Annotated in this window: 24 protein-coding genes; 9 read left to right on the top strand and 15 right to left on the bottom strand. The window is 70.5% G+C overall.

What is annotated here, in order from left to right; genetic code table 11:
* Nucleotides 1-12 precede the first annotated feature (12 nt).
* The 4 genes from FV217_RS10645 to FV217_RS10660 all read left to right on the top strand — a co-directional run bounded on the left by FV217_RS10645 (nucleotide 13) and on the right by FV217_RS10660 (nucleotide 4,633).
* Entirely contained in the window at nucleotides 13-1,128 is a 1,116-nt protein-coding gene (locus tag FV217_RS10645; RefSeq protein WP_147817160.1) for a histidinol-phosphate transaminase, read from the top strand.
* Nucleotides 1,121-2,056, top strand: coding sequence for a prephenate/arogenate dehydrogenase family protein (locus FV217_RS10650; RefSeq protein WP_147817161.1), 936 nt, complete (start codon nucleotides 1,121-1,123; stop codon nucleotides 2,054-2,056). The genes FV217_RS10645 and FV217_RS10650 overlap by 8 nt, the downstream gene beginning before the upstream one ends.
* A 134-nt stretch (nucleotides 2,057-2,190) precedes the next feature.
* On the top strand, nucleotides 2,191-3,363 hold the full coding sequence (locus FV217_RS10655) for a zinc-dependent alcohol dehydrogenase (protein ID WP_147817162.1): 1,173 nt from the start codon (nucleotides 2,191-2,193) through the stop codon (nucleotides 3,361-3,363).
* 88 nt (nucleotides 3,364-3,451) lie between these two features.
* Complete coding sequence (locus FV217_RS10660; protein WP_147817163.1) at nucleotides 3,452-4,633, top strand: L-dopachrome tautomerase-related protein; 1,182 nt, start codon at nucleotides 3,452-3,454, stop codon at nucleotides 4,631-4,633.
* 58 nt (nucleotides 4,634-4,691) lie between these two features.
* Here the strand turns inward: FV217_RS10660 and FV217_RS10665 are convergent, their stop codons facing one another.
* Entirely contained in the window at nucleotides 4,692-6,263 is a 1,572-nt protein-coding gene (locus FV217_RS10665) for a PepSY-associated TM helix domain-containing protein (protein ID WP_147817164.1), read from the bottom strand.
* A gap of 10 nt (nucleotides 6,264-6,273) precedes the next feature.
* Nucleotides 6,274-8,628, bottom strand: a complete 2,355-nt coding sequence (locus FV217_RS10670; protein ID WP_147817165.1) for a TonB-dependent siderophore receptor — start codon at nucleotides 8,626-8,628, stop codon at nucleotides 6,274-6,276.
* Between FV217_RS10670 and FV217_RS23205 the strand changes: the two genes are divergently transcribed.
* On the top strand, nucleotides 8,627-8,908 hold the full coding sequence (locus FV217_RS23205; RefSeq protein WP_210245132.1) for a hypothetical protein: 282 nt from the start codon (nucleotides 8,627-8,629) through the stop codon (nucleotides 8,906-8,908). The genes FV217_RS10670 and FV217_RS23205 overlap by 2 nt on opposite strands.
* A gap of 88 nt (nucleotides 8,909-8,996) precedes the next feature.
* Here FV217_RS23205 and bioD read toward each other — a convergent pair whose 3' ends face one another.
* The 6 genes from bioD to FV217_RS10700 form a co-directional block, all read right to left on the bottom strand.
* The gene (gene bioD / locus FV217_RS10675) at nucleotides 8,997-9,671 is read right to left on the bottom strand and encodes a dethiobiotin synthase (protein WP_147817166.1); all 675 of its coding nucleotides are present in this window, start codon (nucleotides 9,669-9,671) and stop codon (nucleotides 8,997-8,999) included.
* A 43-nt stretch (nucleotides 9,672-9,714) separates the two neighbouring features.
* A complete protein-coding gene (locus tag FV217_RS10680; RefSeq protein ID WP_147817167.1) occupies nucleotides 9,715-10,488 on the bottom strand; it encodes a ferredoxin--NADP reductase in 774 nt (257 codons plus the stop codon).
* A gap of 184 nt (nucleotides 10,489-10,672) precedes the next feature.
* A complete protein-coding gene (locus FV217_RS10685; RefSeq protein WP_147817168.1) occupies nucleotides 10,673-11,599 on the bottom strand; it encodes a ring-cleaving dioxygenase in 927 nt (308 codons plus the stop codon).
* Nucleotides 11,600-11,745: 146 nt separating this feature from the next.
* Nucleotides 11,746-14,589, bottom strand: a complete 2,844-nt coding sequence (locus tag FV217_RS10690; protein ID WP_147817169.1) for an ATP-binding protein — start codon at nucleotides 14,587-14,589, stop codon at nucleotides 11,746-11,748.
* A gap of 112 nt (nucleotides 14,590-14,701) precedes the next feature.
* Nucleotides 14,702-16,045, bottom strand: coding sequence for a HAMP domain-containing sensor histidine kinase (locus FV217_RS10695; protein ID WP_147817181.1), 1,344 nt, complete (start codon nucleotides 16,043-16,045; stop codon nucleotides 14,702-14,704).
* Nucleotides 16,045-16,713 (bottom strand): response regulator transcription factor, encoded by a 669-nt coding sequence (locus FV217_RS10700; RefSeq protein WP_147817170.1) that lies wholly within the window; start codon nucleotides 16,711-16,713, stop codon nucleotides 16,045-16,047. The genes FV217_RS10695 and FV217_RS10700 overlap by 1 nt, the downstream gene beginning before the upstream one ends.
* A 139-nt stretch (nucleotides 16,714-16,852) precedes the next feature.
* Between FV217_RS10700 and FV217_RS10705 the strand changes: the two genes are divergently transcribed.
* Nucleotides 16,853-17,539 (top strand): DNA-binding protein, encoded by a 687-nt coding sequence (locus FV217_RS10705; RefSeq protein ID WP_147817171.1) that lies wholly within the window; start codon nucleotides 16,853-16,855, stop codon nucleotides 17,537-17,539.
* Nucleotides 17,540-17,784: 245 nt separating this feature from the next.
* Here the strand turns inward: FV217_RS10705 and hisG are convergent, their stop codons facing one another.
* From hisG to FV217_RS10725, 4 genes are all read right to left on the bottom strand, one after another.
* Nucleotides 17,785-18,771 (bottom strand): ATP phosphoribosyltransferase, encoded by a 987-nt coding sequence (gene hisG / locus FV217_RS10710; RefSeq protein ID WP_147817172.1) that lies wholly within the window; start codon nucleotides 18,769-18,771, stop codon nucleotides 17,785-17,787.
* Nucleotide 18,772: 1 nt separating this feature from the next.
* Nucleotides 18,773-19,906: an ATP phosphoribosyltransferase regulatory subunit gene (locus tag FV217_RS10715; RefSeq protein WP_147817173.1), complete on the bottom strand. Its 1,134-nt coding sequence runs from the start codon at nucleotides 19,904-19,906 to the stop codon at nucleotides 18,773-18,775.
* Between the two features lie 566 nt (nucleotides 19,907-20,472).
* Nucleotides 20,473-20,904: a MarR family transcriptional regulator gene (locus FV217_RS10720; RefSeq protein WP_238232298.1), complete on the bottom strand. Its 432-nt coding sequence runs from the start codon at nucleotides 20,902-20,904 to the stop codon at nucleotides 20,473-20,475.
* Between the two features lie 239 nt (nucleotides 20,905-21,143).
* Nucleotides 21,144-21,680: a L,D-transpeptidase family protein gene (locus FV217_RS10725; protein WP_147817175.1), complete on the bottom strand. Its 537-nt coding sequence runs from the start codon at nucleotides 21,678-21,680 to the stop codon at nucleotides 21,144-21,146.
* Between the two features lie 480 nt (nucleotides 21,681-22,160).
* On the opposite strand from FV217_RS10725, the gene FV217_RS10730 reads away from it, so the two are divergent.
* Both FV217_RS10730 and FV217_RS10735 read left to right on the top strand, forming a co-directional pair.
* Nucleotides 22,161-22,847 carry a response regulator transcription factor gene (locus FV217_RS10730; RefSeq protein WP_147817176.1) on the top strand — a complete coding sequence of 229 codons (687 nt, stop codon included), beginning with the start codon at nucleotides 22,161-22,163 and terminating at the stop codon, nucleotides 22,845-22,847.
* Nucleotides 22,848-23,062: 215 nt separating this feature from the next.
* Nucleotides 23,063-23,518: a Crp/Fnr family transcriptional regulator gene (locus tag FV217_RS10735; protein ID WP_147817177.1), complete on the top strand. Its 456-nt coding sequence runs from the start codon at nucleotides 23,063-23,065 to the stop codon at nucleotides 23,516-23,518.
* Nucleotide 23,519: 1 nt separating this feature from the next.
* On the opposite strand, the gene FV217_RS10740 is transcribed toward FV217_RS10735, so the two are convergent.
* Together FV217_RS10740 and FV217_RS10745 are read right to left on the bottom strand one after the other, a co-directional pair.
* Nucleotides 23,520-23,951, bottom strand: a complete 432-nt coding sequence (locus FV217_RS10740) for an NfeD family protein (RefSeq protein WP_238232299.1) — start codon at nucleotides 23,949-23,951, stop codon at nucleotides 23,520-23,522.
* Nucleotides 23,948-24,952: an SPFH domain-containing protein gene (locus FV217_RS10745; protein WP_147817178.1), complete on the bottom strand. Its 1,005-nt coding sequence runs from the start codon at nucleotides 24,950-24,952 to the stop codon at nucleotides 23,948-23,950. Before FV217_RS10745 ends, FV217_RS10740 begins: the two co-directional genes overlap by 4 nt.
* 66 nt (nucleotides 24,953-25,018) lie before the next feature.
* Here FV217_RS10745 and FV217_RS10750 point away from each other — a divergent pair, with 66 nt between their 5' ends.
* Nucleotides 25,019-25,210 carry a HigA family addiction module antitoxin gene (locus tag FV217_RS10750; RefSeq protein WP_306424641.1) on the top strand — a complete coding sequence of 64 codons (192 nt, stop codon included), beginning with the start codon at nucleotides 25,019-25,021 and terminating at the stop codon, nucleotides 25,208-25,210.
* Between the two features lie 106 nt (nucleotides 25,211-25,316).
* Here the strand turns inward: FV217_RS10750 and FV217_RS22845 are convergent.
* Nucleotides 25,317-26,289 (bottom strand): hypothetical protein (locus tag FV217_RS22845; protein ID WP_187272517.1); only part of this gene is annotated, 973 nt, incomplete at its 5' end.

Consider the following 26,289-nt stretch of genomic DNA (forward strand, 5'->3'; position numbering starts at 1 on the left):
CAATCCGTCGCCATGTCCGTTGCCGAATCCCTCCGCCCCGTGCCCCGCCCCGGCGTGCTCGCCATCGAGGCCTATGTGCCCGGCAAGAGCGCGGCGCCGGGTGTGGCCAAGATCCACAAGCTCTCCTCGAACGAGACGCCGCTCGGCCCGAGCCCGCAGGCCGTCGCGGCCCTGCGGGCGGAATCCGAGACGCTCGCGCTCTATCCCGATGGAAACGCTACGAAATTGCGCACGGCCATCGCGGCCCGCTACGGGCTCGATCCGGCACGCATCGTCTGCGGCGCAGGCTCCGACGAGCTGCTGAGCCTGCTGGCGCTGGCTTATCTCGGCCCCGGCGACGAGGGCATCTTCTGCGAGCACGGGTTTCTCGTGTACCGCATCGCGATCCTGGCGGCCGGCGGCATCCCGGTGGTCGCGCCGGAGACCGATCTGACGGCCGACGTCGACGCGATCCTCGCCGCCGTGACGCCGCGCACTAAGATCGTCTACATCGCGAATCCGAACAATCCCACAGGCACTTACCTGCCCTTCGACGAAGTCCGCCGCCTCCATGCCGGTCTGCCGGGCGACGTGCTGCTGGTGCTGGACGGCGCTTATGCCGAGTATGTCCGCGCGAACGATTACGGCGCCGGGCTGGAGCTCGTGCTGGAGTCGCAGAACGTCGTGATGACGCGGACCTTCTCCAAGATCCACGGCCTCGCGGCGCAGCGCATCGGCTGGATGGTCGGGCCGGAGGGCGTGGTTGACGCGCTCAACCGCATCCGCGGCCCCTTCAACGTCTCCGCCGGCGCCATCGCCGCCGGGGCTGCCGCGATCGGTGACGAGGCGCATGTCGCGGCGGCGATCGCCCATAACGATCAATGGCTCGGCTGGCTCGTAGAGCAGGTCCGCGGGCTCGGCTACGCGGTGACGCCGAGCGTCGGAAACTTCCTGCTGATCCACTTCCCGGACGAGCCCGGACGCACGGCAGCCGATGCCGACGCCCACCTCACGCGGCAGGGGGTGATCGTGCGCCGGGTCTCGGCCTACGGCCTGCCGAATGCGCTTCGGGTCACCGTCGGCAGCGAGGAGGCGAACCGCGCTTTCGTTGCTGCCTTGGCCAGTCACGGCGATCATCGGGATGCGTGACAGGCTGCATACCGTGGCCGTCGTCGGCCTCGGCCTGATCGGTTCGTCGATCGCCCGCGGCGCGCGGACCTATGGACTTGCCGAAAACCTCGTCGCGGTGGACCGCGAACCGGCCGTGCTCGAGCGGGTCCGGGCGCTTCGGCTCGCGGACCACGCCACCGGCAGCCTCGCGGAGGGGGTGGCCGGGGCCGACCTCGTGATCCTGTGCGTGCCGGTCGGCGCGATCGGCGCGGTGGCGGCCGAGCTTGCGCCGCATCTGAAGCCCGGCGCGATTCTCTCGGACGTCGGCTCGGTGAAGGGCTCGGTCGTCGCGGCGGTGATGCCGCATCTCAAATCCGACAACGCCTTCGTGCCGGCCCATCCGGTGGCGGGCACCGAATATTCCGGCCCCGATTCCGGCTTCGCCACGCTGTTCCAGAACCGCTGGTGTATCCTCACGCCGCCGGAGGGCACCGAGCCGGAGGCCGTCGCCGCGGTGACGGCGTTCTGGGAGGGACTCGGCGCCATCGTCGAGACGATGAGCCCCGAGCATCACGACCTGGTGCTCGCCATCACCAGCCACGTCCCGCACCTGATCGCCTACAACATCGTCGGCACCGCCGCCGACCTCGAGACGGTGACGCAGTCCGAGGTGATCAAGTTCTCGGCCGGCGGCTTTCGCGATTTCACCCGCATCGCCGCCTCCGACCCGACCATGTGGCGCGACGTCTTCCTCACCAACAAGGACGCGGTGCTCGAGATGCTCGGCCGCTTCAACGAGGACCTCGCGGCGCTGACCAAGGCGATCCGCTGGGGCGACGGCGACGCCCTGTTCGATCTCTTCAGCCGCACCCGCGCGATCCGGAAGGGCATCGTCGCCATGGGCCAGGAGACGGCCGAGGCCGATTTCGGCCGGGCACGGCCGGATGGGACCGGCGCGGGCCGGTAGACGGCCGCGACCCGCGAGCGGTGCGACATACGGCGCGGCCCGACGCGCGGATCGCAGAGGAACATTGATGGCCCGCCCGCGGATGCCCTGATGCGCCTCGACCGGGGCGCCTCTCAGCATTCCGGAGACGCGTCATGAAAGCACTGTGCTGGCACGGCAAGGGCGACATCCGCTGCGACACGGTGCCGGACCCGCAGATCGAGGATGTCCGCGACGTCATCATCAAGGTGACGTCCTGCGCCATCTGCGGCTCGGACCTCCACCTCATGGACGGGCAGATGCCGACCATGGAGGCGGGCGACGTGCTCGGCCACGAGTTCATGGGCGAGGTCGTCGAGGTCGGCGCAGGCTTCACCAAGTTCAAGAAGGGCGACCGCATCGTCGTCCCCTTCAACATCAATTGCGGCGAGTGCCGCCAGTGCAAGCTCGGCAACTACTCGGTCTGCCAGCGCTCGAACCGAAACGCCGAGATGGCCGCCGCGCAGTTCGGCTACACCACCGCCGGCCTGTTCGGATATTCGCACATCACCGGCGGCTATGCCGGCGGACAGGCCGAATACGTGCGCGTGCCGATGGCCGATGTCGCGCCGATGCTGGCGCCCGAGGGCATGGACGACGAATCCCTGCTGTTCCTCACCGACATCCTGCCGACCGGATGGCAGGGCGCGGAGCATTGCGAGATCCAGGGCGGTGAGATCATCGCGGTCTGGGGCGCCGGTCCGGTCGGCCTGTTCGCGATCCAGTCGGCCAAGGTGCTCGGCGCCGAGCGCATCATCGCCATCGACACGGTGCCCGAGCGCCTCGCCCTCGCCCGCACCTACGGCGCCACCGACGTCATCGACTTCATGAACGAGGACGTGTTCGAGCGGATCAAGGAGATCAGCAAGGGCGAAGGCGCGGATGCGGTCATCGACTGCGTCGGCATGGAAGCCTCCGCCGGACATGGCGTCGCCAGCCTCGTCAACACGATCCAGGAGAAGCTCACCTCCACCCAGCGTCCCTACGCCCTCATGGAGGCGATCAAGGCGGTCCGGCCCTGCGGCATCGTCTCGGTGCCGGGCGTCTATGGCGGGCCGATCCCGGTCAACATGGGCATGATCGTCCAGAAGGGCCTGACGATGAAGAGCGGCCAGACCCACGTGAAGCGTTACCTGGAGCCGCTGACCAAGCTGATCCAGGAGGGCAAGTTCGACATGACCTCGATGATCTCGCACCGCTCGACGAACCTCGCCGACGGACCGGAGCTCTACAAGACCTTCCGCGACAAGACCGACGCCTGCACCAAGGTGGTCTTCCACCCGAACTGATTGCTGCACAGCGCCTCGGCCCGAACTTCGGCCGGGCCGAGGCGTTGCACGGTCCCGTTTCCTCAAGCTCCCATCGCACGAGTTCGTCATGACGCCCTTCAAGGCCCGCACGCTGTTGTCCGCGTTGCTGCTCGGTACCGCCCTGCTGTCGCCCGCCGCGGCCGAGGCACCCTCCGGCACCCTCACCAAGGTCGCGAGCTTCGAGCATCAGGTCACCGGCGTCACCGTGGCCAGGGACGGCCGCATCTTCGTGAATTTTCCGCGATGGACCGACGATGCTCCGGTCTCGGTCGCCGAGGTGAAGGACGGCAAGGTCACGCCGTTTCCCGATGCGGAATGGAACGGCTGGCGCAACGCGAAGAAGGACGCGGTCGACCCCAAGAACCACTTCGTCTGCGTGCAGAGCGTGGTGGCCGACGGGCAGGACCGCCTCTGGGTCGTCGACGCCGCCGCCCCCGCCATGGCCGCGACGGTGAAGGACGGCCCGAAGCTCGTCGCGATCGACCTGAAGACCAACACGGTCGCCAAGACGATTCCCTTCGATGCCGGGGTCGCGCCCCAGGGGTCGTATCTCAACGACGTGCGGATCTCGCCCGACGGCAAGACCGCCTATCTGACCGATTCCGGCGCCGAGGGCGCGCTGATCGTAGTCGACGTCGACAGCGGCCGGGCGCGCCGTGTGCTGGCTGGCGATCCCACCACCATGCCCGATACGAGCGTGACCGTGACCTATGACGGCAAACCCCTGCGCCGGCCCGACGGGCGCGGCGTCGAGTTCTCGGCCGACGGCATCGCGCTCTCGCCCGACGGGGGGACGCTGTACTGGCAGGCGATCAAGGGCAAGACGCTCTACAGCCTGCCGACCGCGGCCCTGACCGGCTGGATCACGTCCGCGGTGGTCCCGGACGCGTTCACCGACAGGAGCCTGTCGGGCAAGATCACGACGGTGGGCGAGAACGGCCCGGCCGACGGTCTGATCATCGCGAAGCGCGACGGCCGCCTATACGTGACCTCGCCGCAGGAAGACGCGATCAAGGTGCGCACCCTCTCGGGCACGAATTCCGGCCTGACGACGCTGGTGCAGGACCCGCAGCTGCGCTGGCCCGACACCTTTTCCGAGGGACCGGACGGCACGCTCTACGTGACCACCTCGCACATCCAGGATTCGGCCTTCTACAAGGAGGGCGCACCAGCCTCCCTGCCGACCGAACTCTGGAGCTTCAAGCCGGGTGAAGCGGCGGTGGCCGGCCCGGCCAGCGCGCCGCGCTGAAGCCGAGACCCGGCTTTCGCCGATCGGCAGCAATATCCGTCGCGCGGCGCGGTCCGCTTCAGCGCTGAGGCAGGCCGTGCGCCGGCTGCAGGCGTGGCGTCGCCCGGGAGGGTGCCGTCCGCCGCGGCCGGATCTTGTAGCCGGCATAGGCAAGGCACCCGCTCAGGGCGAGCATCACCGCATCGAAGCCGAGGAACGGGCCGGCGGCGGTCGGGCTGCCGAACAGCGGGGCCCCGCCGGTCGTCAGCATGTCGGCCAAAGCCACGCCGAAAAACAGCACGGCGCTCGCGAAGAAGCACTCGCGCCAGGCGCGTGCGGGGCCGCGCAGCAGGGCGTGGAGCGCCAGCACGACCCAGGCGGCGAAAAAGACGCGGACTTCCCAGTCGGCGCGCTCCGCGAGCCCCGTCGGGAGCAGCCGGTTGGCGAGGAAGTAGGCGGCGACGCCGGCGGGCATGCCGGCGATGGTGCCGACGTTCAGCATCTCGACCAGGCGCTGACCGAAGCCGGCCTGCGCGCCGGGCTTCGGCACCCGGGCGACCGACCACAGCACGAGGCCGGTCGCCACCATGGCGGTGCCCATCAGGCCGCAGACGAAGAACAGCAGGCGGAGCGCCGTCCCTGCGAAATGCGCCTCGTGCAGGCCGACCATGGTCGCGAAGGTGCCCACCGCCGGCTTCATCGCGCCGGTGGTCTCGATCACCGCGCCGGTGACGCCGTCGAAGGCGATCTGGGGATGGCGGTGCATCAGCCCGTGCGGCTCCTCGAACACCGCGACGACGACGGCGTTCGCGTCGCCGGGATTCTGGACGGTGAGCCGCTCCAGGGTCTCGGCGTTCAGGGCGAGCGCCCGCTCGACCATCGGCCCGAACGGCGCCAGGGGCGCCGGGCTCTTGGCCGGCGGGCGCGCGGCCGTGACCTGTCCAGACGCGGCGTAGAACTTCTGGGCGTCGCCGTCATAGGCGACCGTGACGCCCCAGGGCATGTACATCAGCGCCAGGGTGACGAGCCCGGTATAGGTGATCATCAGGTGGAACGGCAGCGCCAGCACGCCGGTGACGTTGTGTGCGTCGAGCCAGCTGCGCTGCGCCGACTTCGCCCCCCGCCGGAAGGTGAAGAAGTCCGAAAAGATGCGGCGGTGGGTGACGATGCCGCTGAGCAGCGCCACCAGCATCGCCATGGCGCAGATGCCGACGATCCAGCGGCCCCAGAGCGGCGGCATGCTGAGTTCGAAGTGGAAGCGGTAGAAGAAGTCGCCGCCCTTGGTCTGGCGCACCGGCATCGGCGCGCCCGTCGCCGGGTCGAGCGTCGCCCATTCCGGCGGCATTCCCGGCTTCGTGCGCCAGATCGCGTCGACCACCGGGTGAGCCGGCGTCGGCAGGGTGATGAACCAGGAGCGCGCGCCCTTGGCGGCGGTCTCGAGGTGCGTCCGGGCGAAATCGGCGGCGCGGCCGAGGCCGGCGGCCTCGAGGGGCGCGGCCGCGGCGGTCAGTTCCGGCCGCATCCACTGCGAGATCTCGGGCCGGTAGTAGCTCGCGGTGCCGGTGACGAAGACTGCGAACAGCACCCAGCCGACCACGAGGCCGGACCAGGCGTGCAGCCACGCCATCGATTGCCGCAAGCCGTTGCGCATCGTCGATCCCTTACCAGCGGTAGCGGAGCGTCGCGTAGACCGTCCGCGGCAGCCCGTAATAGCAACTCGTGTAGCCGTTGCAGCCGCTGACATAGGTCTCGTTGAGCAGGTTGTTGGCGTTGATCTGCGTGGTGAAGCCCTGCAGCGTCGGGTCGAGGTGCTTCAGGTCGTAGGAGACGACCGCGTCGACCAGTACGCTCTCCGGCACCTGGAAGGTGTTGGCCGCATCGCCCCAGGACGGCCCGAGATAACGCACGCCGCCGCCGAGCCCGAGGCCGAGCAGCGGACCCTCGGTGAAGCGGTAATCCACGAACAGCGAGGCGGTCTTGTCCGGCACCAGCACCGGGCTGCGGCCCTGGAGGGGCACCATCTGCCCCGTCACGTCGTTCAGGATCCGGCCGTCGTCGCGGACGTTGCGGATGTCGAGAAGCGAGAAACCACCGATCAGGGTCAGGCTCTCGGTGATGTTGGCCCGCGCCTCGAACTCGACGCCCTGCACGCCGACCTCACCGGTCTGCACGACGAAGCCCTGGCGCTGCGGGTCGGCGGTGGTGCGGTTCGACTGGCGGATGTCGAAGGCCGCCGCGGTCAGCAGGATGTCGGTGCCGGGAGGCTGGTACTTGATGCCGGCCTCGTACTGGTCGCTCAATTGCGGGTCCGGCACGCGCCCGACGGTGCCGAAGGCGGTGTCGAAGACCCGGCCGGCGACGATCGGCTCGAAGGCCTGACCGTAGGACACGTACGGCGCCACGCCGGACTCGAACAGGTAGAGCAGGCTCGCCCGGTAGGTCATGGCGTCGGCCGGCGCGTCCTGGCGCGTCAGCGTGCTCGTGCCGGCGGCGAAGTTGAAGGCGCGCGTGGGCCCGGTCTGGCGGGCGACGTCGTAGCGCCCGCCGAGCGTCAGGACGAGCCGGTCGAACTTCGCCTGATCCTGGAAGTAGATCCCGGTCTGCTGCGCATCGACCCGCGAGGCCGTGTTGAAGGCTGGGACCGCGATGTTCATCGCGTAGTTCGGCGCCAGCACGTTGAGGTCGGGCGCGGCCGGGAAGGGCGAACTGAGCGTCCGGGTGCTGAAGGTACGGTGGTCCACGCCGACGAGTGCGGTGTGGGCGATGAAGCCGGTGTCGAAGTTCGCCACGACGTTCGAGTCCATCGTGTAGGCTTCGGCGTCAACATTGGTGGCGATGACTGCGCGCGGCAGCAGCGGGCCGGAGGCGGTGGGGCCGTTGTTGACGTTGAAGGCGCTGTAGACGCTGCGATAATCGCCCTCCGTGCGCAGGTAGCGCCCGGCCGAGTGGAAGCGGATGTTCTCGTTCACGCGATGGTCGAACAGGTACTCGATCGAGGCCTGGGTCCGGTCCGAGCGCTCGATGTTGCGGTCGCCGTCGTAGAAGTTCACCGGCAGGCGGCCGACGAAGCCGCTGCCGAAGTTGCGCGGAAACACCGTGCCCACCGCCGGAAAGCCGCCGTAGAAGCCCGAATACGGGTCGCGCTGGTAGTTGCCGATGATCGTGAGCGAGGTGTCGGTGGAAGGCCGCCACGTTACGCTCGGGTTGATGAGCGCGCGCTCGACCTCCGTCGTCACCGCCGGGCCGTCGCCCTTCCAGCCGAAGCCGACGACGCGGTAGGCGAACTGGTCGGCGAGTCCCGGCACGTCCGACGCGATCGGGCCGCCGACGTCGAAGCCGCCGCGGACCTCGTTGAAGCCGCCGCCCTGCACGAAGACCTCGCCGTGCTGGACGAAGCGCGGCACCTTCGAGACGAGGTTGACGATGCCGCCCGGCCCCGACTGCCCGTAGAGCACGGAGGCCGGCCCCTTGATGACGTCGACGCGCTCGAGCCGGTAGGGGTCGATCGTGGCGTTGGCGTCGCGCCCGCCGACCAGCGCCATGCCGTCGAGGAAGACCGGGGCGTTGAAGCCGCGGATCAGGAACTGCTCCAGCCGGGTCGAGCCGGCGCCGCCGCGCTGCTCGGTGGTGACGCTCGGGGTGTAGCGCAGGGCCTGGTTGATCGAGAGCGCGTTCTGGTCCTCGATCTGCTTGCGGCCGATCACCGAGATCGACTGCGCTGTCTCCAAGATCGGCGTGTCCGTCTTGGTGGCGACGGTGCTGCGCGTGGCGACGTAGCCGGGCACGGGGCCGACCGCGCCGCCGCGCTCGTACAGGGCGCCGCCGAGGTTGCGCCCGCCGCCTTCGCCGGTGACGCTCAGTTCCTCGATCTCGATGTCGTTCCCCGGGCGGCCCTGGGCGAACGCCGCGCCGGGCCCGATCAGGGCGCAGGTCGTCGACAGCAATGCGATCCAGAGCGAACGGCCCAGCGGCCGGGGGGCGATACCGGACACAGCATTCGGGTAGTACCGGTTCATGGTGTCGATCCTCAACGCAGCACAGAACGGCAGGATAGTGCCGGACTCGTCATGGCTTCACGGCGGTGTGATCGACCTATTGGATACTCTATCCAGAACGACAATTTCTATGTTGTGGAACGGTTATAAACTCGGGTGCGGCAATGCGGGATTGGATGATACCGGCTCGCCGCCCGTGCGCCTCCGTCGAAGGGGCGGCGGGGTCTGCGACCGCTTCCATCGTCCGATCGCCGACGCATGCGCGGGCTCATGCGGCCTGTGCGATGTGATGAAATGGTGACACTTTCGGTAGCACCTCGACGCCAGCGGTTGCAGGCTTCGGGTCCCGGCCTGCACGCGATGGCCCCGGATGCCGGCGAGGCCGCCGGTCAGATCACGCCGGCCAGCGCATCCGGGAACGCCCCGCCCCGGTGCAGCACCGCGACCGGCGCCGTGACGCGCCGCGCGATCGCCTCGGCCACCACCTCCGGCGGGGTCGGCGCTCCGTCGCTTTCGCTCACCGCCACACCGGCGAGCAGGACGCCGTGGGCGCGCAGGGTCTCGATGGCGGTCAGCGCGTGGCTGATCGCGCCGAGATAGCTGCCGGAGACGAGGAGAGCCGGCAAACCAAGTCGTTTCAGCCAGTCGAGGCCGGTGGCGTCGGCGGTGACCGGGCTCATCAGGCCGCCGACGCCTTCGATGAGAAGCGTCGGTTCCGGGTGGGCGGCGCGTTGCGCCTCGCACCACGCCACGAGGTCGTCGAGGCCCAACGTGCGTCCTTCGCAGGCGGCCGCCTGATCGGGCGCGAGGGGCGCGGCAAACCGCCAGGGCGAGCAGGCCTCCACCGTCGCGGGCGTGACGGGCAATCCCTGCGCGGCGAGGAGCAGCGCGGTGTCGGTCTCGGCGAAGGCGGGATCGTCGAGGGGCGGGACGCCGCTCGCCAGCGGCTTGAGCGCCAGGACGGCGCGGCCCTGCCCGCGCAGGCGGCGGGCCAGCGCGGCGGTGACGTAGGTCTTGCCGATCTCGGTGCCGGAGCCGGCGATGAAGAGCGCGCGCGGCGGCAACGTCAGACCCTCCCGGGCGCCGGGAAGGCCGATCGTTGGAGACTCACTTCTCGACGAAGGCTTTCTCGATGACGTAATGCGCCGCCTCGCCGTGGTTGCCCTCCTCGTAGCCGAGGCTGGTGAGCAATTCGCGGGTGTCCTTGATCATCTCCGGCGAGCCGCAGAGCATGAAGCGGTCGTTCTCGATCGCCATGTTCGGCAGGCCGATGTCTTCGAACAGCTTGCCGGAGACCATCAGGTCGGTGATGCGGCCGCGGTTGCGGAAGGGCTCGCGGGTCACGGTCGGGTAGTAGATCAGGCCGGCAGAGATGACCTCGCCCAGGAATTCGTGGTTCGGCAGCGCCTCGGTGATGGTCTCGCCATAGGCGAGCTCCTGCACCTGCCGGCAGCCATGGACCAGCACGACCTTCTCGAAGCGCTCGTAGGTCTCCGGGTCCTTGATGATCGACATGAAGGGCGCGAGCCCGGTGCCGGTGCCGAGGAGATAGAGGTTCCGGCCGGGCAGCAGGTTGTCGAGCACCAGCGTGCCGGTCGGCTTCTTGCCGACCATGATCGGGTCGCCGACCTTGAGGTGCTGCAGCTTCGAGGTGAGCGGGCCGTTCGCGACCTTGATCGAGAAGAACTCGAGTTCCTCCTCGTAATTGGCCGAGACGACGGAATAGGCGCGCAGCAGCGGCCGGCCCTCGATCTCGATGCCGATCATCGTGAATTCGCCGTTGCGGAAACGGAACGCGGGATCACGGGTCGTGCGGAAGGAAAACAGCGTGTCGGTCCAGTGATGGACGCTGAGAACCCGCTCCTCGTAGTACTTGCTCATAATTCTAAGCTGTCCCGGGTCCGATTCATTTTGGCGGCTCTTCTCGCAGGTGCGGCCGGCGCGTCAAGCCAGGGGGCTTGCCGAGAGCCTGCGAAGACAGATGAGACGCAGCTTGCCGAAAGCGCCGCATGCCTGTGGTTCATGACTGAATCGCGGCATGGGCAGGTGGCGTGAGGACGCCGGTTCAGAGCGGCTTCAGCCCCGCCTCGATCTCGGCCCGGCGCGATTCCAGGAACGGCGGCAGGGCGAGGCCCTGGCCGAGGGTCTCCAGCGGCTCGTCGGCGGTGAAGCCGGGGCCGTCGGTGGCGATCTCGAACAGGATGCCGTTGGGCTCGCGGAAGTACAGGCTGCGGAAGTAGTAGCGGTCGACCGGCCCGCTCGTCGGCATGCGGCGGGACTTCAGCCGGTCGGCCCAGGCGCTGTAGTCGACGTCGGGAATGCGGAAGGCGACGTGGTGGACGCCGCCGGCACCCTGGCCGGCCGGGGTGCTCGCGTCCTTCAGGACCTGCACCTCCGCCGCCGGGCCGCCTTCTCCCATGGCGAAGACGCGGACTTCGCCCTCGGGCGTGTCGAAGCCGCGTTCGAAGCGCATGCCGAGGACGTCCGTGAGCACCGCCTCGGTGCGCTCGGGCGCGGCGACGCTGAGCCGCACCGGGCCGAGCCCACGGATCTGGCGCTCCGCCGGAACAGAGCTTTTCGCCCAGGGATGCGCCTCGCCCTCGCCGCCGTCGTCGACGAGGCTCAGGCGCTGGCCCTCCGGGTCCTCGAAATCCAGCGTGAGGCGTCCGTCGCGCATTGCCGGCTCGGCCACCCGCACGCCCTCCCGCGCGAGATGGTCGCGCCACCAGTCGAGGCCGCCCGCGACCCGCAGGCCCGTCCGGCTGATGCTGTTGGCGCCGCGCCGCTCGGGGGGTGCCGGCCAGTCGAAGAAGGTGATGTCGGAGCCCGGCGAGGCCAGCCCGTCGGCGTAGAACAGGTGATAGGCCGAGACGTCGTCCTGGTTCACGGTCTTCTTGACGAGGCGCAGGCCGAGCGCGCGGGTGTAGAACGCGGCGTTGTCGGCGGCCCGCGCCGTCACGGCGGTGAGGTGGTGGAGTCCGGTGAGCTGCATCCGCGCCTGGTCCCGTCGTGAGCGTGAGGCTCAGATGGGATGACGGATCGGAATTGCCAAAGCCGGGAGCCGAAGCTGCGGGGACTTCGACGGGAGAGCCGCCTCCGAGGTCGCACCCTCACCGCCGCCCCGGCTTCGTTTCCGCGTCACGCCGCCCGCAGCGTCGCGATCTGGCCGACGGTGAGCCGCCGTTGCGCGTGCAGCCGCGCGACCAGAGCACGGTAGTCGGCGCCGGCGCGGCAGGCGGTCTCGACCTCGCGGCAGAGTGTCGCCAAGTCCGAAAAACCGAGCATGGCGGTGGCGGAGATCATCGCGTGGGCGCCCTCGGCGAGGCTGTCGCGGTCGGGCAGCGTCCCCTCCGGTCCGAGCCGGCCGTCGAGCTCTTCGACGAGGGTGAGGAGCAGTCGGTCGATGGCGCCGCGGCCGAGCACGGCGACCATTCCCTCGAAGGCGTCGCGGTCGAGGCCGGCCGACCCGGCCTCGACCGGGGCGTCGTCGCCCCGTCGTGCCCAGCGCTCGATCGTGGCCAGCAGCGCGGCCCGTTCGAACGGCTTGCCGACATGGTCCTGCATGCCGGCGGCACGATACCGCGCGATCTGCTGCGGCAGCACGTTGGCGGTCATCGCGACGATCGGCAGCGCGGAGGCCGGGTGGTCGAGGGCGCGGATCAGGCGGGTGGCCGTGATCCCGTCCATTCCCGGCATCTGGATGTCCATCAGCACGAGATCGTAGGGCTTCTGCTGGACCGCCGCGATCGCCTCGGCCCCGCCGGAGACGACGTCGACGGCGTGGCCGGCGCGCGTCAGCACGGCATGCGCCAGTTCCTGGTTGAGGACGACGTCCTCGACGAGCAGCAGCCGGCGGCGTCCGGGAGGCGGCTGAGGCGCCAGAACCTGCGCCGGCGCGGACGCCGGCTCGGCCAGCGGCAGCGCGACCTCGAACCAGAAGGTCGCGCCGCGCCCCACCTCGCTGTCGAGGCCGATGGTGCCGCCCATCAGCTCGACGAGCCGCTTCGAGATGGCGAGGCCGAGGCCGGTGCCGCCGAATTCGCGCCGGATGGTGCCGTCGATCTGGCTGAAGCGCGCGAACAGCAGGTGCTGCTTGGCCGCCGGAATACCGATGCCTGTATCGCGCACGGCGAAGCGCAGCCGCGCCGCGCCGGCGATCCGCGTGGCGTCGATCGCCAGGACGACGCTGCCGCTCGCCGTGAACTTCACCGCGTTGTTGAGCAGGTTGAGCAGCACCTGCCGCAGCCGGTCGCGGTCGCCGAGCACGAAGGCCGGCAGCCCGGGGGCGGCTTCGACCCTGAGCGCCAGGCCCTTGAGCTCCGCGCTGAGCCGCACGATCGCCGCCGCCTCCTCGGCGAGGCGGTCGAGGGCCAGCGGCGCCGGCGAGAGCGCGATCCGTCCCGCCTCGACGGTGGAGAAATCCAGGATGTCGTCGACGATGGTCAGCAGCGCCGACCCGGCCGAGCGGATGCGCTCGCCGTAGCGGCGCAGGCCCAGGTCGAGCGCGGCGTGTTCGAGCAGCAGGTCGGTGTAGCCGAGGATGCCGTTGAGCGGCGTGCGGATCTCGTGGCTCATCGAGGCCAGGAAATCCGATTTCGCCAAGCTCGCCGCCTCGGCCTCTTGCCGCGCCGCATCCGCCTCCTGCGTGCGCGCGGCGACGCGCTGCGCCAGGGTGGCGTTCAATTCGCGCAGGGCCTCGCTGGTGCATTTCTGCTCGGTGACGTCGATCAGGATGCCGTCCCAGATCAGGGAGCCGTCGGACAGCTCCCGCGGCGCGGAGACGATCCGGGCCCAGCGGACCTCGCCGGTATCGGCACGCCGGAACCGCACCTCGACGTCGAACGGCGCCCAATCGCGGATCGAGCGCGCTTCGGCCTCGGCGATCACGACATGGTGCTCGGGCAGGATCAGTCCGTAGGCGACGCGCGCATCCGCCAGCACCGTCTCGACCGACAGGCCGGTCAGGCGCTCGTAGCTGCGCGAGAGGTGCAGGAAGCGCCGTCCGCTCCCGTCCCGCCCCGCCGCGAGCTGGAAGACCATGCCCGAGGGCATGTTGTCGGTGAGCGCGCGCATCCGCGCCTCGCTCTCGCGCAGGCGGCGCGTGACGGCCTCGCGCGCCGTGTCGTCGCGCAAGGTCAGCACGGCGCCGATGCGGTCGCCCTGCGGCCCCCGCAGGGGTTGGGCGTTGCCGATGGCGAGAACCTCCGATCCGTCGGGGCGCTGGATGCGCCAGCGCGCATCCCGCACGGTCTCGCCGCGCACGGCCCGCGCCAGCGGCAGCTCCAGCGGAGCGTAGGGCAGGCCGTCCTCGGTGTAGAGGTGGTAGGTGTCGCTGTAGTCGTCGGGCGCCACGGCGAGGCGGGCGACGCCGTGGATCGCGGCGGCGGCCTCGTTGACGAGGGCGATGCGGCCCTCGGCGTCGGTGACGATCACGCCCTCGGCGAGCTGGGCCAGGATCGCGCTCTGCTGGTCGGCGACGGCCTGGGCCTTGTCCGCGTTCGCCGCGCGCAGGCGCAGATGCGCCACCACGATCTCGGCGAGATCCTGCAACTGCCGGCTCTGCGCATCCGAAAAGGTCCGCGGCACGACATCGAGCAGGCAGAGGCTGCCGACCCGCAGGCCCGTCCGCAGGATCAGCGGCGCGCCGGCATAGAAGCGCGCGTGCGGCGCCCCCGTCACCAGCGGGCTGTCGGCGAAGCGCGCGTCGCAGGCCGCGTCCTCGGCGACCACGACTGCGTCCGAGAGGATGGTGCGGCTGCAGAACGCGCCCTCGCGCGGGATCGTCCCGACGGCGATGCCGCAGCTCGCCTTGGCCCAGAGCGTGTCGGCGTCGACCAGCGTGACCAGCGCCACCGGCACCGAGAACAGGGCGCAGGCGGTGCGGCAGACCGCATCGAAATGCGGTTCGGGCGCACTGCCGAGGATGCGCAGGTCCTGCAACGCGCGCAGCCGCTCGGCCTCGTTCGGGGGTATCGGGACCATCGTGAGATCTTCGCCGTGGCAACGGGGCTGGCGAGACTGGCGCCGCGCCCGGCCAGGTTAACGCGCAAGGCATTAACCCCTTACGAAGCCACCTATCGGGCCGGGCGCGCGATCACGCGGCTGGGAGCCGCAGCACCACGCGCAGGCCGCCGAGATCGGAGCGGCCGAGATCGAGGCCGCCGCCATAGAGCCCGGCCAGTTCCAGGGTGATCGGCAGGCCGAAGCCGTCGCCGGGCACGCTCTCGTCGAGGCGGCGGCCGCGCTGCAGGACGTGGGCGATCGCCTCCGGTTCGAGGCCGGGGCCGTCATCCTCGATGCCGACGCTCACGTCCGGGGCTTCGCGCGTAGCAGTGATGCGCACGCGGCCCTTCGCCCAGCGGCAGGCATTGTCGACGAGGTTGCCGAGCATCTCGTCGAGATCCTCCGCATCGCAGGAGACGAACGTGCCGGCCGCGACGGCCCTGTCGATCCGCAGCACCTTGCCGGAATGCAGCCGCGCCAAGGTATCGGCGAGATCGGCCACGTGCGCGGCGAGGTCGGTGCGGGCGCGAGTCGGACTGCCGAGCGCGGCCGCGCGTGCCCGGCGCAGGTGGTGGCGCACGCGCCGGTCCATGCCGGTGACAAGATGCGAAAGCCGCCCGTCCGGATCGCGCGTCCGATCGAGCGCCATGGTGAGGGTGGCGAGCGGCGTCTTGAGGCCGTGGGCGAGGTTGGCGACCTGTGCACGCGCCCGCTCCAAGCCGGCCTCGTTGCGGTCGAGCAGCAGGTTGACCTCGTCCACCAGCGGCCGGACCTCGCTCGGCTGATCGACCGGCACCCGCGCGCGGCTGCCGGCACGCACCTCCGCGAGATTGCTTCGGAGGCGGTCGAGGGGCCTGAGCCCGAGCCGCACCTGGGCGGTGACGGCAGCGAGAAGGCCAAGGCCGAGCAGGCCGAGCGTCAGTACCAGCGTCCGCGCCGCCTCCCGCAGCGGCCCGTGCAGGGCCGCTGCGGGAGCGGAGGCGGCGATCGTCACCGGGGGCGCACCGTTCGCGGACGGCAGGGTCAGAATGCGCAGGATCAGCGCCTCGCCCGCGGGGCCATTGCCGTCGGCCGGCCGCGGGCCGTCCTCGTCCGATGGAGCTGGCTGGGCGGGCAGACTGAGCGTCGCGCCCTTCAGCGAGGCGGAGCGCAGCACCGTGTCGCCGGAACGGACCTGCCAGTACCAGCCGGCCGGCCCGCGCTCGGAACCCGCCGCGCCTGGTTCGCGGGCGCGATGGAGGCCCTCCGGCCCACGCCTCAGGTCGGCGACGAGGGCGGCGATCTCGGCATCGAGCCGGCCGTCGATCTGGGCGCGGGCGAAACGGTAGAGCACGAGGCCGATGGCGAGCCCAGCGACGACGAGCGCCGCCAGGATGAAGAGGGCCGCCCCGAAGAACAGACGCCGCTGCAGCGAGCCGAGCCGGAAGAGACGCATCACGCTGCCGGGTCCGCATGCAGCCGCCAGCCCAGGCCGCGTACGGATTCGATCCGGGCCGGTGCGATCTTTCTGCGCAGGCGCGTGATGATGACCTCGACGGAGTTCGAATCGACCTCGGCGTCGCCCTCGTAGACCCGCTCGATCAGCTGGGTGCGCGGCACCACGCTCTCCTTGCGCAGGATCAGCGCGGTGAGCACCCGCCATTCGAGCCCGGTGAGCTTGAGGGGCAGCCCATCGCGCTCAAAGCTGCCGAGCCCGGAATCGTAACTCAACGGCCCGCAAGCAATCCGGCTGGCACCGCCGACCTGCGCCCGGCGCACCAGCGCGCGCAGGCGGATCACCAGTTCCTCGACCCGGAACGGCTTGACGAGGTAGTCGTCGGCACCGGCCTTGAAGCCGGCGACCTTGTCGCTCCAGCCGTCGCGGGCGGTGAGGATCAACACCGGCAGGGTGCGCCCGGCCGCGCGCCAGTCGCGCAGCACGCTGATACCGTCGCGCTTCGGAAGCCCGAGATCGAGCACCACGGCGTCGTAGCGTTCGGTCTCGCCGAGATGCCAGGCGTCCTCGCCGTTCACCGCATGATCGACGGCAAAGTGCTCGGCGCGAAGGGCCTTGAGGAGCTCGGCAGCCAGCGGTCCGTCATCCTCGGCGAGGAGCAGTTTCATGGTTTCCCGGGTTCCGTGCGGCGCCGGTGGGTAGGCCTGGGGCTTTAACCGGGGCTGAACCGCCGGGTTCAGTCCGGGTTTCGGGGCGTGTCCTAGAACGCCGTCATCCCGAAAGGGTCCACGGACAAGGACACGCATCATGACCACCCCGAACACAGACAACGTCATCGACGGCACCGCCAGGGAGATCCCGCCCGGCGATGCCAGGACCGAGACCGCCGCGCCGAAGTCCGGGCACCGCCGCGGCCTCGTCGTCGGCGCCCTGGCGATTCCCCTGGCGCTCGGCGCCGTCGGCCTCTCGCTGGCGCAGCGCGGCGAGGCGTCGCTCGATCCGGTCGCGCCGGTGGCGATCTCGGCCCTGGCGCCCTCCGGCGCCGTCGCCGCCAAGGGCGAGGTCGCCGAGATCTTCGGCAACAAGCTCATCATCCAGGACGGCACCGGCCGGGCTCTGGTCGAGACAGGCCGCGAGGGCGAGGGCGGCACGCTGGCCAAGAAGGGGGAGACGATCACCGTCCAGGGCCGTTTCGAGAACGGCTTCCTGCACGCCCGGCTGCTGACGCATGGCGATGGCTCGGTGGTACGCCTCGGACCGGCCGGCGGCCCGCCCCCCGGCGGCCTCGACTGGGCGCGGGACAAGGTCGGCCTCGGGCCGCAGGCCGATGTCCCGGCCCTCACGAAGTCGGTGGAGGCCGCCGGCTACACCGATCTCCGCGTCGCCGGCCGCGGCCCGCGCCACCTGGAAGTCGCCGCCAAGGGCTCGGACGGCCGCGAGCGCCTGCTGCATGTCGGGTTCGACGGAAAGATCCGGGAGGTGCGGGCGTATTGAGCGCCGCCGCGGTCCCCCTCTCCCCGCAAGCCGCTCGCGCGTTCACACGTCGCCAGTCCGCCTGAGGTTCTGGCGGACCCGTGGGCCTCTCCTCCCCCTTGTGGGGAGGAGCCGGAGGTGGGGGTGGTGCAGGCGGCACCGCGGCGCTCGGTCCTGAACCACCCCCACCCCTGACCCCTCCCCACAAGGGGGAGGGGAAGGCGTCGGCCTCAAAGGCTCATCGCGCCGAAAAAAGATCAGTGACCCTACAACCGCGCGAGCAGCCGCTCCGCCAAAGGATTCTCCGCGGCGAAGGCGTAGTCGATGCGGCGGACGCTGACGGCGCGGGCTCCCGCCTGGACCAGGGCGTCGGAGAGGGCGAAGACCGCCTCGGCCGGGCAGCGCAGGACGATCTCGCCGTCGAGGCCTTTCGGCGCGCCGTAGGGCAGCTCGGCCTCGTGCAGGGCGGCAATGCCCGCGAGATCGATCCCGCCGCTCTCGGGCAGGGCGGCGCGGACCTCGCGGCTGGTGCGGGCGCGCTCCTCGGCGGCGATGCGGCCGAGCACGGCCCGCAATGCGCTGCGCTGACCCTCGCCCCACGACGCCTTGAGCGAGGCGACCAGATTCGCCTCCGAGCGCAGGATGATGCCGTCGTCGAGGATCTTGAGCGCGTTGGCCTGCAGCGTCGCGCCGGTGGTGGTGATGTCGACGACGATCTCGGCGGAGCCCGCGGCCGGCGCACCCTCGGTGGCCCCCAGGCTTTCGACGATGCGGTAATCGGCGATGCCGTGCTCGGCGAGGAAGCGGCGGGTCAGGTTCACGTATTTCGTGGCGATGCGGAGCTTTCGGCCCTGGCGCAGGCGCATCTCGCTGGCGACCTCGTCGAGGTCGCTCATGGCGCGCACGTCGATCCAGGCCTGCGGCACCGCGACGACCACGGTAGCCTGCCCGAAGCCGAGCGGCGTGAGCAACTCGACCGAGCCTTCGGCATCGGGCAGCGTCTCGCGGATCAGGTCCTCGCCGGTGACACCGAGATGGGCCGCGCCGCTGGCGAGCTGGCTCGCGATCTCGGAGGCCGAGAGGTAGCGCACCTCGACGCCGGGCACGCCGACGAGGGTGCCGCGATAGTCGCGGGCGCCGCTGAGCTGGGCGAGCTTGAGCCCGGCGCGGCCGAAGAACGCGGCGGCGTTCTCCTGCAGGCGTCCCTTGGAGGGGACGGCGAGCACCAGGGGGGCGTTGGTCTGGTCGGTCATGTCAGTTCCCGCCGCATCGCGAGAGCCAGAAGGCGCAGCCCACCGCCGGCAGCGGGACGGGGCTGCCGAGATGCGAGAGCAGGCCGTCGTAGCGGCCGCCGCCGACGAGCGTCGGCGCGCCGGGACGCTCCGTCACCTCGAAGATGAAGCCGGTGTAGTAGTCGAGGTTGCGCGCGAAGCCGCCGGAGAAGGCGAAGCGCTCGACCGGCAGACCGCGCGCGGCCATGAAGCCGGTGCGCTCTTCGAAGAGCGCGAGCGCGGCGTCGAGTCCGTCGTGGCGAAGGCCAGCCTCACTGGCCAGTGCCCGCACGGCGGCGATGGCACGGTCCGGGTCGCCCGTGACGGCGCAGTAGCGCTCGACAAGGGCACGGTTCTCGGCATTGAGGCCGGCCCCGCCATGGGCCTGCGCGGCGGCCTTGGCGAGGAAGCGTTCGGCGATCTCGCCGGCGCTGCGGCCGCCGACCCGCGAGATCCCGGCGATCGAGAGGACGTCCTCGACGAAGGCGCGCACGCCCTTGGGGTCCTGGCCCTGGATGGTGGCGAGGAGCCCCGCATGCGGATCCTCGGCCTGGGCTGCGTTGGCGACCTCGTCGAGCGGGCGCCCGGCGGCGATGGCCCGCAGGGTCCGACGCTTGGCGACCGGCGGCACGGCGAGCGCATCGAGTAGCGCATGGGTCAGGCCCATGTCGCCGAGGCGGACGGCGACGTCTTTGCGGCCGAGCCGCTCCAGCCCGTCGAGCGCCATGCCGAGCACCTCGGCATCCGCCGCCGGAGTATCGGTGCGGCCGATCGATTCGATGCCGGCCTGCGTGAATTCGTCGGGATCGCCTGCCGCCAGCCGGAAGACCGGGCCGAGATAGGAATAATCCGCCGAATCACCGGGACGCGTGGCCTGGTGGTGGCGGCAGACGGGGATCGTGAATTCGGGCCGCAGGCAGAGTTCGGCTCCTGCGCCGTCGGTCGTGACGAAGATTCGGCGGCGGATATCCTCGCCCGACAGTTCGAGGAACGGCTCGACGGGCTGCAGCACCGGCGGCGCCACGGGGGCGTATCCGGTCTCCGCGAAATGGGCGAGCAGCCGCGCATGGGCCTCCGCCTCGACTGCGCTCGCTCCGCTGGCCTCCGGTCTCGTCATGGTCCTCGTCCGGGCTCGACTGGTCCGACGCCATGAACCCCGATTCATGGAGAAAGCGCTAAGGCCTTGTCGTGACGCCGCTTCTTCGCGTGGACGGCCTCGGCCTGCCTGCGAAGATGCTGAATGCCCGGCTCTCCTAGCAACCGCCGCCGCTCTTGGCGACAGGGCCGGCCCGAGCAGACGGCCCGTGGATTACGCAGGATCCACGCGGCTCCGATCCCCCGCCGCGCGGCAGGCATCGGCGCGGACGAATACCGAGCCCGGCGTGAAATTCGGGGACGTCGCAACGTCAGGTGTCATTAAACCCTTGCGTAAATGCCGCAACTGGGCTGACTTTGGACTGGTCAAGTCTGATGGAGGGGGGCATGGCGACACTTTCGAAGGTACCCGCCTGGGTCCAGAGGCGAATCAGCGACCGGCCGGTGGCACGCTGGATCACCTGGAATGCGGGCCGGCCGAGCGAACCCGAGACGCGGGAGCCGGCATCGCAGCCTATGATGCAGCCGGATTATTCCGGGAACGTCGTGTCATTGTTCAAGCGATCGGCCTGAGCGGCGGCGGCCGGTTCAGGCGATCTGGCTGACGACCCGCGACAGCATCCCGCGCAGGTCCCGGGTCTCGTCGGAGCCGAATCGCGTCTCGAACTCGGCCTGCGCCCGGCTCCATATCGGTGCCAGCTCGTCGAGCAGGTCATGGCCGGCCTGCGTCAGGGACAGCAGGCGGGTGCGCGCGTCGCGGCCCTGCGCCACGCTGACGAGACCGTCGCGTTCGAGCGGGCGCAGGGCCCGGCTCAGTGTGGTGCGGTCCATGACCATGAGGTCGGCGAGACCCTGCATGGAAAGCGGCTCGTTGCGTCCGAGTACGCGCAGCACCGAGTACTGCGTGACGCGCAGACGCGTCGGCGCGAAATGCTGATCGTAGAGCTGCGTGACCTGCCGCGAGGCCTGACGCATCGTCAGGCAATGGCAGGGGACGGCGATATAGGAACGCTCGGGCACGGCAGGCCGCCCTTCCCAGGATGTCAATGTGTACTTTCGTACAGGTGTCATAGCACACGTCCCCCGGCGCGGACAGGCAGAGGTTGCGCAGACCCTCCTTCCGGCCGTGCAAAGTCGTGTGCCTTCCGACCGGGCGGATGCAAATCCGTCGAAAGAAAGTACGTCGAAACAACATCTTAGAGCCGTCGGCCCGATGGTATCGGGTCGGCTACGACGCCAGCGGCCGGTCCGGCTCCGACTTACCCGATCGACAGCTGCGTGCGTGGGCCGATGCGCCGCAGCAGGCGCACCAGATCGGCCCGGGCGAGCGCGACGCAGCCCTCGGTCGGGCCATAGCCCGGACGCGCGACATGCAGAAAGATCGCCGAGCCGCGGCCGGGGCGGATCGGGCCGCGGTTGCAGTCGAGATCGATCACGAGGTCGTAGAGCCCGTCGCCGCGCCACATCTCCTCGGCGCCGACGCCCGGGAGCGGCAGGCGGACCGGCCGGTTGTAGCGCCGGTCGCGCGGGTCGTCGCACCAGCCGTCGCCGGGCCGCGTCGCCCGGATCGGCAGGGCCGTCGGCGGCCGTGTGCCGAAATGGTCGGGCCGGTAGGCGCCGCCGCGCAGGCGGAAGACACCGCGCGGCGAGGCGCCGTCGCCCTCGCGCTTGGTCTGGACGATGCCGGAACGCCCCAACGCGCAACGGACGATCGCCGACCCCACGACAAGGTGCCCGCGGGTCCTGTCGCCGACGAGTGGGCGCACCCGCAGCAGGGAAACGGTCGTGCGCTTCATGGTGCCCTCGTCGCGGCGTCCGGACCGCCCTCGCCCGCCGCGTCTTATATCAGCGGCCTTCGACCGTGACCGGTCCAAGGCGTCCGCGGCAGACAGACACGTTTACGCTATCTGCCAGCATGCGACGGCGTGCGGCGACGCGCCTTCGCGTTTGCCGACGGCCGGCGGCCTGAAGAGTCGAAGCTTACGGCCGTCGGCGTCAGCGCGGCCGTGGCCGCACGGGCGCCGACGGAGCCCGGCGGCGCACGAAGCGCGACGCAGCCCCGAAAACGCTGCAAAACCGGAGCTTTGCTTATTCCCTGACGGGAAAAACCGATTAGGTTGGCCATCGGGTCCGGCCGTCCTGGCCGCTCCTCAGTGCAGCCGGCGGCCGGATGGGGCGGTCTCGTCGCCGCGCACGCGCTTTCTGACACATCCGGACCCGATCGCGGATCGATCGGGAGCCGCCGCGCATGACATTGCGCCGGAGTCCCGTTTCCGATGTCCAACACCCACCGTCTCCTCGTCTGCGACGACGACGATGCCCTGCGGGAGACGCTCACCGAAGAGATCGACCACTACGAGGAATTCGCGGCGATCGGCGAGGCGACGGCGCAGGGCGCCATCAGCCTCGTGGCAGCCGACGGCATCGACCTCGTCGTGATGGATGTCGGGCTGCCCGACATGGACGGCCGCGAAGCCGTGCGGGTGATGCGGCGCGAGGGGTTTCGCGGGCCGATCATCATGCTGACCGCGCAGGATTCCGAGGACGACACCGTCGAGGGACTGGAGGCCGGCGCCAACGACTACGTCACGAAACCCTTTAAGTTCGCGGTGCTGCTCGCCCGCATCCGCGCCCAGCTTCGCCAGCACGAGGCGAGCGAGGACGCGATCTTCCGGATCGGCCCCTACACCTTCCGGCCCGGCGCGAAGCTGCTGGTCGGCGAGCGCGGCTCGAAGCTGAAGCTCACCGAGAAGGAGACGGCGATCCTGCGCTATCTCTACCGCGCCGGCCGTGAGGTGGTGGGCCGCGACACCCTGCTGGCCGAGGTCTGGGGCTACAACGCCCACGTCACCACGCACACGCTCGAGACGCACATCTACCGGCTGCGCCAGAAGATCGAGCCGAACCCGGCCGCCGCCGCGATCCTGATCACCGAGGGTGGCGGCTACAAGCTGCTGCCGTGAACAGGCGCCCGGCGCGTGCTCAACGCCGGGTTAAGATCTTGGCGATACTGATGATCCATCGTCGGCTGGCGATCCGGATGCAGGCCCGTCTCGGGCCGTGCGGCTGGTTGGGGACAGCCGGTCCGGAGACGGCGCGAATCCTTGCGTTTCGCAGGCGGCCCTCCTTCGGCTAAGGGTCTTGTCGCAGGCGGAACCGGCCGAGGGATGGGCACGCATTGGGGTTCGACGACGACATCGCGATCCTCTCCGCCGCCCCCGTGTTCGGATTCTTCGATTCCGGTGCGCTGCGCCTGCTGAGCTTTGCCGGCGAACGCCTCGCGCTGGACACCGGCGAAACCCTGTTCAGGCGCGGCGACCGGGCCGATGGCGGCTACGTCGTCCTGTCCGGCACGATCGAACTGAAGGGCCAGGGCGGCACGCCGGTCGTCGCCGGCCGCGCGGCCCTCATCGGCCGCACCGCCCTGTTCACGCCGGGCAAGCGCCCGGCCGATGCCGTGGCGGCGACCAAGGCCGAGGTGATGCGGATCAGCGCCCAGCTGATGCACCGCGTCCTCAAGGAGTTTCCCGAGGCGGCCGGCGCGATCTACGATTGGCTCGCGGACGACCTCGACGAGCTCACGCGCGGACTGGCGACAGTGCGGGCGAAGCTGGTCGACACGCGGGCGCAGTGATTCAGGCGGCGGCCGCCACCGTCAGCACAGTCCCCTCCACCCCCGTCACCCGCACCCGCGCACCGGCCGGCAGGTCGGGGCCGGAGACCGGCCAGAGCGTGTCGTCGATCCGCGCGCGCCCACGGCCCGCGACGATGGGCGCGTCGAGCAGGACCTCCCGGCCGATCAGCCCGTGCGCCCCGCGGTTCAGCACCGGCGCATGCCCGCGGTCGAGCCGCGTCGCGAGGATCACCGCGCTCGTCGAGAACACGGCGAAGAGCGGAAGCTGCGCCTGCCAGGGCAGGTCGAAGGCGGTCTCGACGAGGCCGGTGACGCAGGCGGCGAGGCCGAGCCAGACCAGAAACACACCCGGCAGCAGCAATTCCCCGCCCATCAGCAGCAGTCCGGCGAGGATCCAGGCCCAGGCCGGATCGATCTCGGAGAAGCCGCTCACGACGACGTCGTGGATTTGGCGGCCGGGTTGCCGACGCGCGGCGGCAGGCCGGACGCACGCGCGCCCTGTCCCGCTCCGCCATCGCCGAAGACGCTGCGGGTGATCTCGGCGATGCCGCCGAGCGTGCCGGCGAGTGCCGCCGCCTCGATTGGCACCACCACGACGCGCTGGTTCGGCGCGGTGGCGATCGCCTTGATCGCGTCGACGTATTTTTCGGCCACCAGGAAGTTCGCCGCGGCGATGTCGCCCTGGGCGATGGCCTCGCTGACCATGCCGGTGGCCTTCGCCTCGGCCTCGGCCGAGCGCTCGCGCGCCTCGGCATCGCGGAACGCCGCCTCCTTGCGCCCTTCCGCCTCGAGGATCGCCGATTGCTTGCGCCCCTCCGCGCGAAGAATCTCGGCCTGGCGCTGGCCCTCAGCTTCCAGCACCGAGGCGCGTTTCTCGCGTTCGGCCTTCATCTGGCGGGCCATCGAGCCGGCGAGGTCGGCGGGGGGCAGGATGTCCTTGATCTCGACGCGGTTCATCTTGACCCCCCACGGCGCGCCGGCGGCGTCGAGCACCTTGAGCAGGCGGTCGTTGATCTCGTCGCGATGCGAGAGCAGCTGGTCGAGATCCATCGAGCCGACCACCGTGCGGATGTTGGTCATGGTCAGCGTCAGCAGCGCGACTTCGAGGTTCGAGATCTCGTAGGAGGCGCGGGCCGCGTCGAGCACCTGATAGAACACCACCGCGTCGATCCGCACCCCGGCATTGTCGCGGGTGAAGGCCTCCTGGCTCGGCACCTCGACGACCTGCTCCATGATGTTCACCCGCCGGCCGACGCGCTCGACATAGGGGATGATCAGCCCGAGGCCGGATTCGAGCGAGCGGTTGTAGCGCCCGAAGCGCTCGACGGTGTGGACATGGCCCTGCGGGATCGTGCGGATGCCGATCGCCAGCGTGACGACGACTAGGAGCGCGAAGACGATGGCCACGGCGCTCAAGCCGATCGAAATGGTCATGGAGCCCCCCGCCTGATTCCGCTCATGTGTTCAATACGGGTATCATGTGACGGCAGGAGATAGACGATGTCACGCGTTCGCACGCACCCCGGCGACGTGTCGAAAGTAGACTACCTGAAGCCGCTCGGTCTCAGTGCCAACGCCCTGGCGACGGCGATCGCGGTGCCGGCGAACCGGATTTCCGAACTCGTTCGCGGGCGTCGGGGCATGACGGCCGACACGGCCTCCACTTCCGGACGACGCCCGAGTTCCGGATGAACCTGCAGGTCGCCCACGACCTGTCGAAGGCCGGTGCCGAGAACGACGACACGACGCTCGCCGAAGCCGATTACGCCTGATCGAGCGGCCGTTCATCTTCTCGGGATCACCGCTTCCACACCCCCAGCCGCTCGGTCCGGGCGTGGTCCTCGGCGGCGACGAGGTCGGGGGAGGCCTCCGAGGAGGCGCGGCCGCCGCCGTTGAAGAGCACGACTTCCGAGAGGTCGCGGCCGTCCAGCGCGCAGAGGAAGGCGCTCGATCCGGCCGCCGGACGGCAGGTCACGGAGCGGCCGCGGATGTATTTGGCGAGCTCGTCGGCCTGGCCGCCGCGGACCCACTCGACGCCGAACAGGTGGATGACCTTGCCCGAGAGCTTCAGGGTGGCGGTGTCGACCACTTGGGGCACGCCCGCGACGTCGTTGGGATTGCGCGGCGGCTCCTCGACGGGTGCGGCTTCCGCATCCTCGGGCGCGGCCTCGGACGGGATCGGCCTCGGCTCCGGCGGAACGGCCTCGGTCTTGGCCTCGGTCTTCGGGGCCGGCTTGGACGCATCCGTGCGGGACGCCTCGATCCCGGTCGAGGATGGGCCGGTCTCCCGGCCCAGATTCGACAGCACGACTCCGCCGACCACCAGCACCGTGGCGACGGCGAGCCCGATGAAGGCGATGCGCTGCAGGTCGAAGGCGTGGCGGTCGATCGTCGGCAGGGCCTCGCGCCCGCGCCGGGCGAGGTCGGCCCAGTGACTGCCGCCACCCGTCCTGGCCTGCGGAACGGCCCGGCCGCCGTCGAACGGCTCGGTCACGGGTCGCGCCTGCGGTTGCGGTTGCGGCGGCGCGCCCGCGAAAAGATCCGGCTGCGGGGCGCTCGCGACCGGAGCCGGGGTCGGGGTCGGCGTCAGGCGCCGGCTCAGCTGCGTGCGCCAGCCCGCGAAGCGACCGCTCGCGGCGCTGGCGAAGGTCCGGCCGCGCTCGGCCGAGGTGTTGGCAAACGACTTCGCCAGGGCGGATTGCGTCTCGACGAAGCGGGCGCCGGCCGCCTTCACGTCGGCCAGGGCATCGTGCGGCGGTTCGGGCGGGGGC

It is taken from the genome of Methylobacterium sp. WL9, from assembly GCF_008040035.1.
Lineage (GTDB): Bacteria > Pseudomonadota > Alphaproteobacteria > Rhizobiales > Beijerinckiaceae > Methylobacterium > Methylobacterium thuringiense.

Bases quoted from the DNA above. Each gene is read 5' to 3' on its own strand.
- FV217_RS10695 (WP_147817181.1), bottom strand. From the start codon at position 16,045: ATGCGTCTCTTCCGGCTCGGCTCGCTGCAGCGGCGTCTGTTCTTCGGG.
- FV217_RS23205 (WP_210245132.1), top strand. From the start codon at position 8,627: ATGGTGTCGATCCTCAACGCAGCACAGAACGGCAGGATAGTGCCGGAC.
- FV217_RS10660 (WP_147817163.1), top strand. From the start codon at position 3,452: ATGACGCCCTTCAAGGCCCGCACGCTGTTGTCCGCGTTGCTGCTCGGT.
- FV217_RS10690 (WP_147817169.1), bottom strand. From the start codon at position 14,589: ATGGTCCCGATACCCCCGAACGAGGCCGAGCGGCTGCGCGCGTTGCAG.
- FV217_RS10715 (WP_147817173.1), bottom strand. From the start codon at position 19,906: ATGACGAGACCGGAGGCCAGCGGAGCGAGCGCAGTCGAGGCGGAGGCC.
- FV217_RS10705 (WP_147817171.1), top strand. From the start codon at position 16,853: ATGACCACCCCGAACACAGACAACGTCATCGACGGCACCGCCAGGGAG.
- FV217_RS10670 (WP_147817165.1), bottom strand. From the start codon at position 8,628: ATGAACCGGTACTACCCGAATGCTGTGTCCGGTATCGCCCCCCGGCCG.
- FV217_RS10730 (WP_147817176.1), top strand. From the start codon at position 22,161: ATGTCCAACACCCACCGTCTCCTCGTCTGCGACGACGACGATGCCCTG.
- FV217_RS10680 (WP_147817167.1), bottom strand. From the start codon at position 10,488: ATGAGCAAGTACTACGAGGAGCGGGTTCTCAGCGTCCATCACTGGACC.
- FV217_RS10650 (WP_147817161.1), top strand. From the start codon at position 1,121: ATGCGTGACAGGCTGCATACCGTGGCCGTCGTCGGCCTCGGCCTGATC.
- FV217_RS10700 (WP_147817170.1), bottom strand. From the start codon at position 16,713: ATGAAACTGCTCCTCGCCGAGGATGACGGACCGCTGGCTGCCGAGCTC.
- FV217_RS10745 (WP_147817178.1), bottom strand. From the start codon at position 24,952: ATGACCATTTCGATCGGCTTGAGCGCCGTGGCCATCGTCTTCGCGCTC.
- FV217_RS10665 (WP_147817164.1), bottom strand. From the start codon at position 6,263: ATGCGCAACGGCTTGCGGCAATCGATGGCGTGGCTGCACGCCTGGTCC.
- FV217_RS10645 (WP_147817160.1), top strand. From the start codon at position 13: ATGTCCGTTGCCGAATCCCTCCGCCCCGTGCCCCGCCCCGGCGTGCTC.
- FV217_RS10655 (WP_147817162.1), top strand. From the start codon at position 2,191: ATGAAAGCACTGTGCTGGCACGGCAAGGGCGACATCCGCTGCGACACG.
- hisG (WP_147817172.1), bottom strand. From the start codon at position 18,771: ATGACCGACCAGACCAACGCCCCCCTGGTGCTCGCCGTCCCCTCCAAG.
- FV217_RS10725 (WP_147817175.1), bottom strand. From the start codon at position 21,680: ATGAAGCGCACGACCGTTTCCCTGCTGCGGGTGCGCCCACTCGTCGGC.
- FV217_RS10750 (WP_306424641.1), top strand. From the start codon at position 25,019: ATGTCACGCGTTCGCACGCACCCCGGCGACGTGTCGAAAGTAGACTAC.
- FV217_RS10685 (WP_147817168.1), bottom strand. From the start codon at position 11,599: ATGCAGCTCACCGGACTCCACCACCTCACCGCCGTGACGGCGCGGGCC.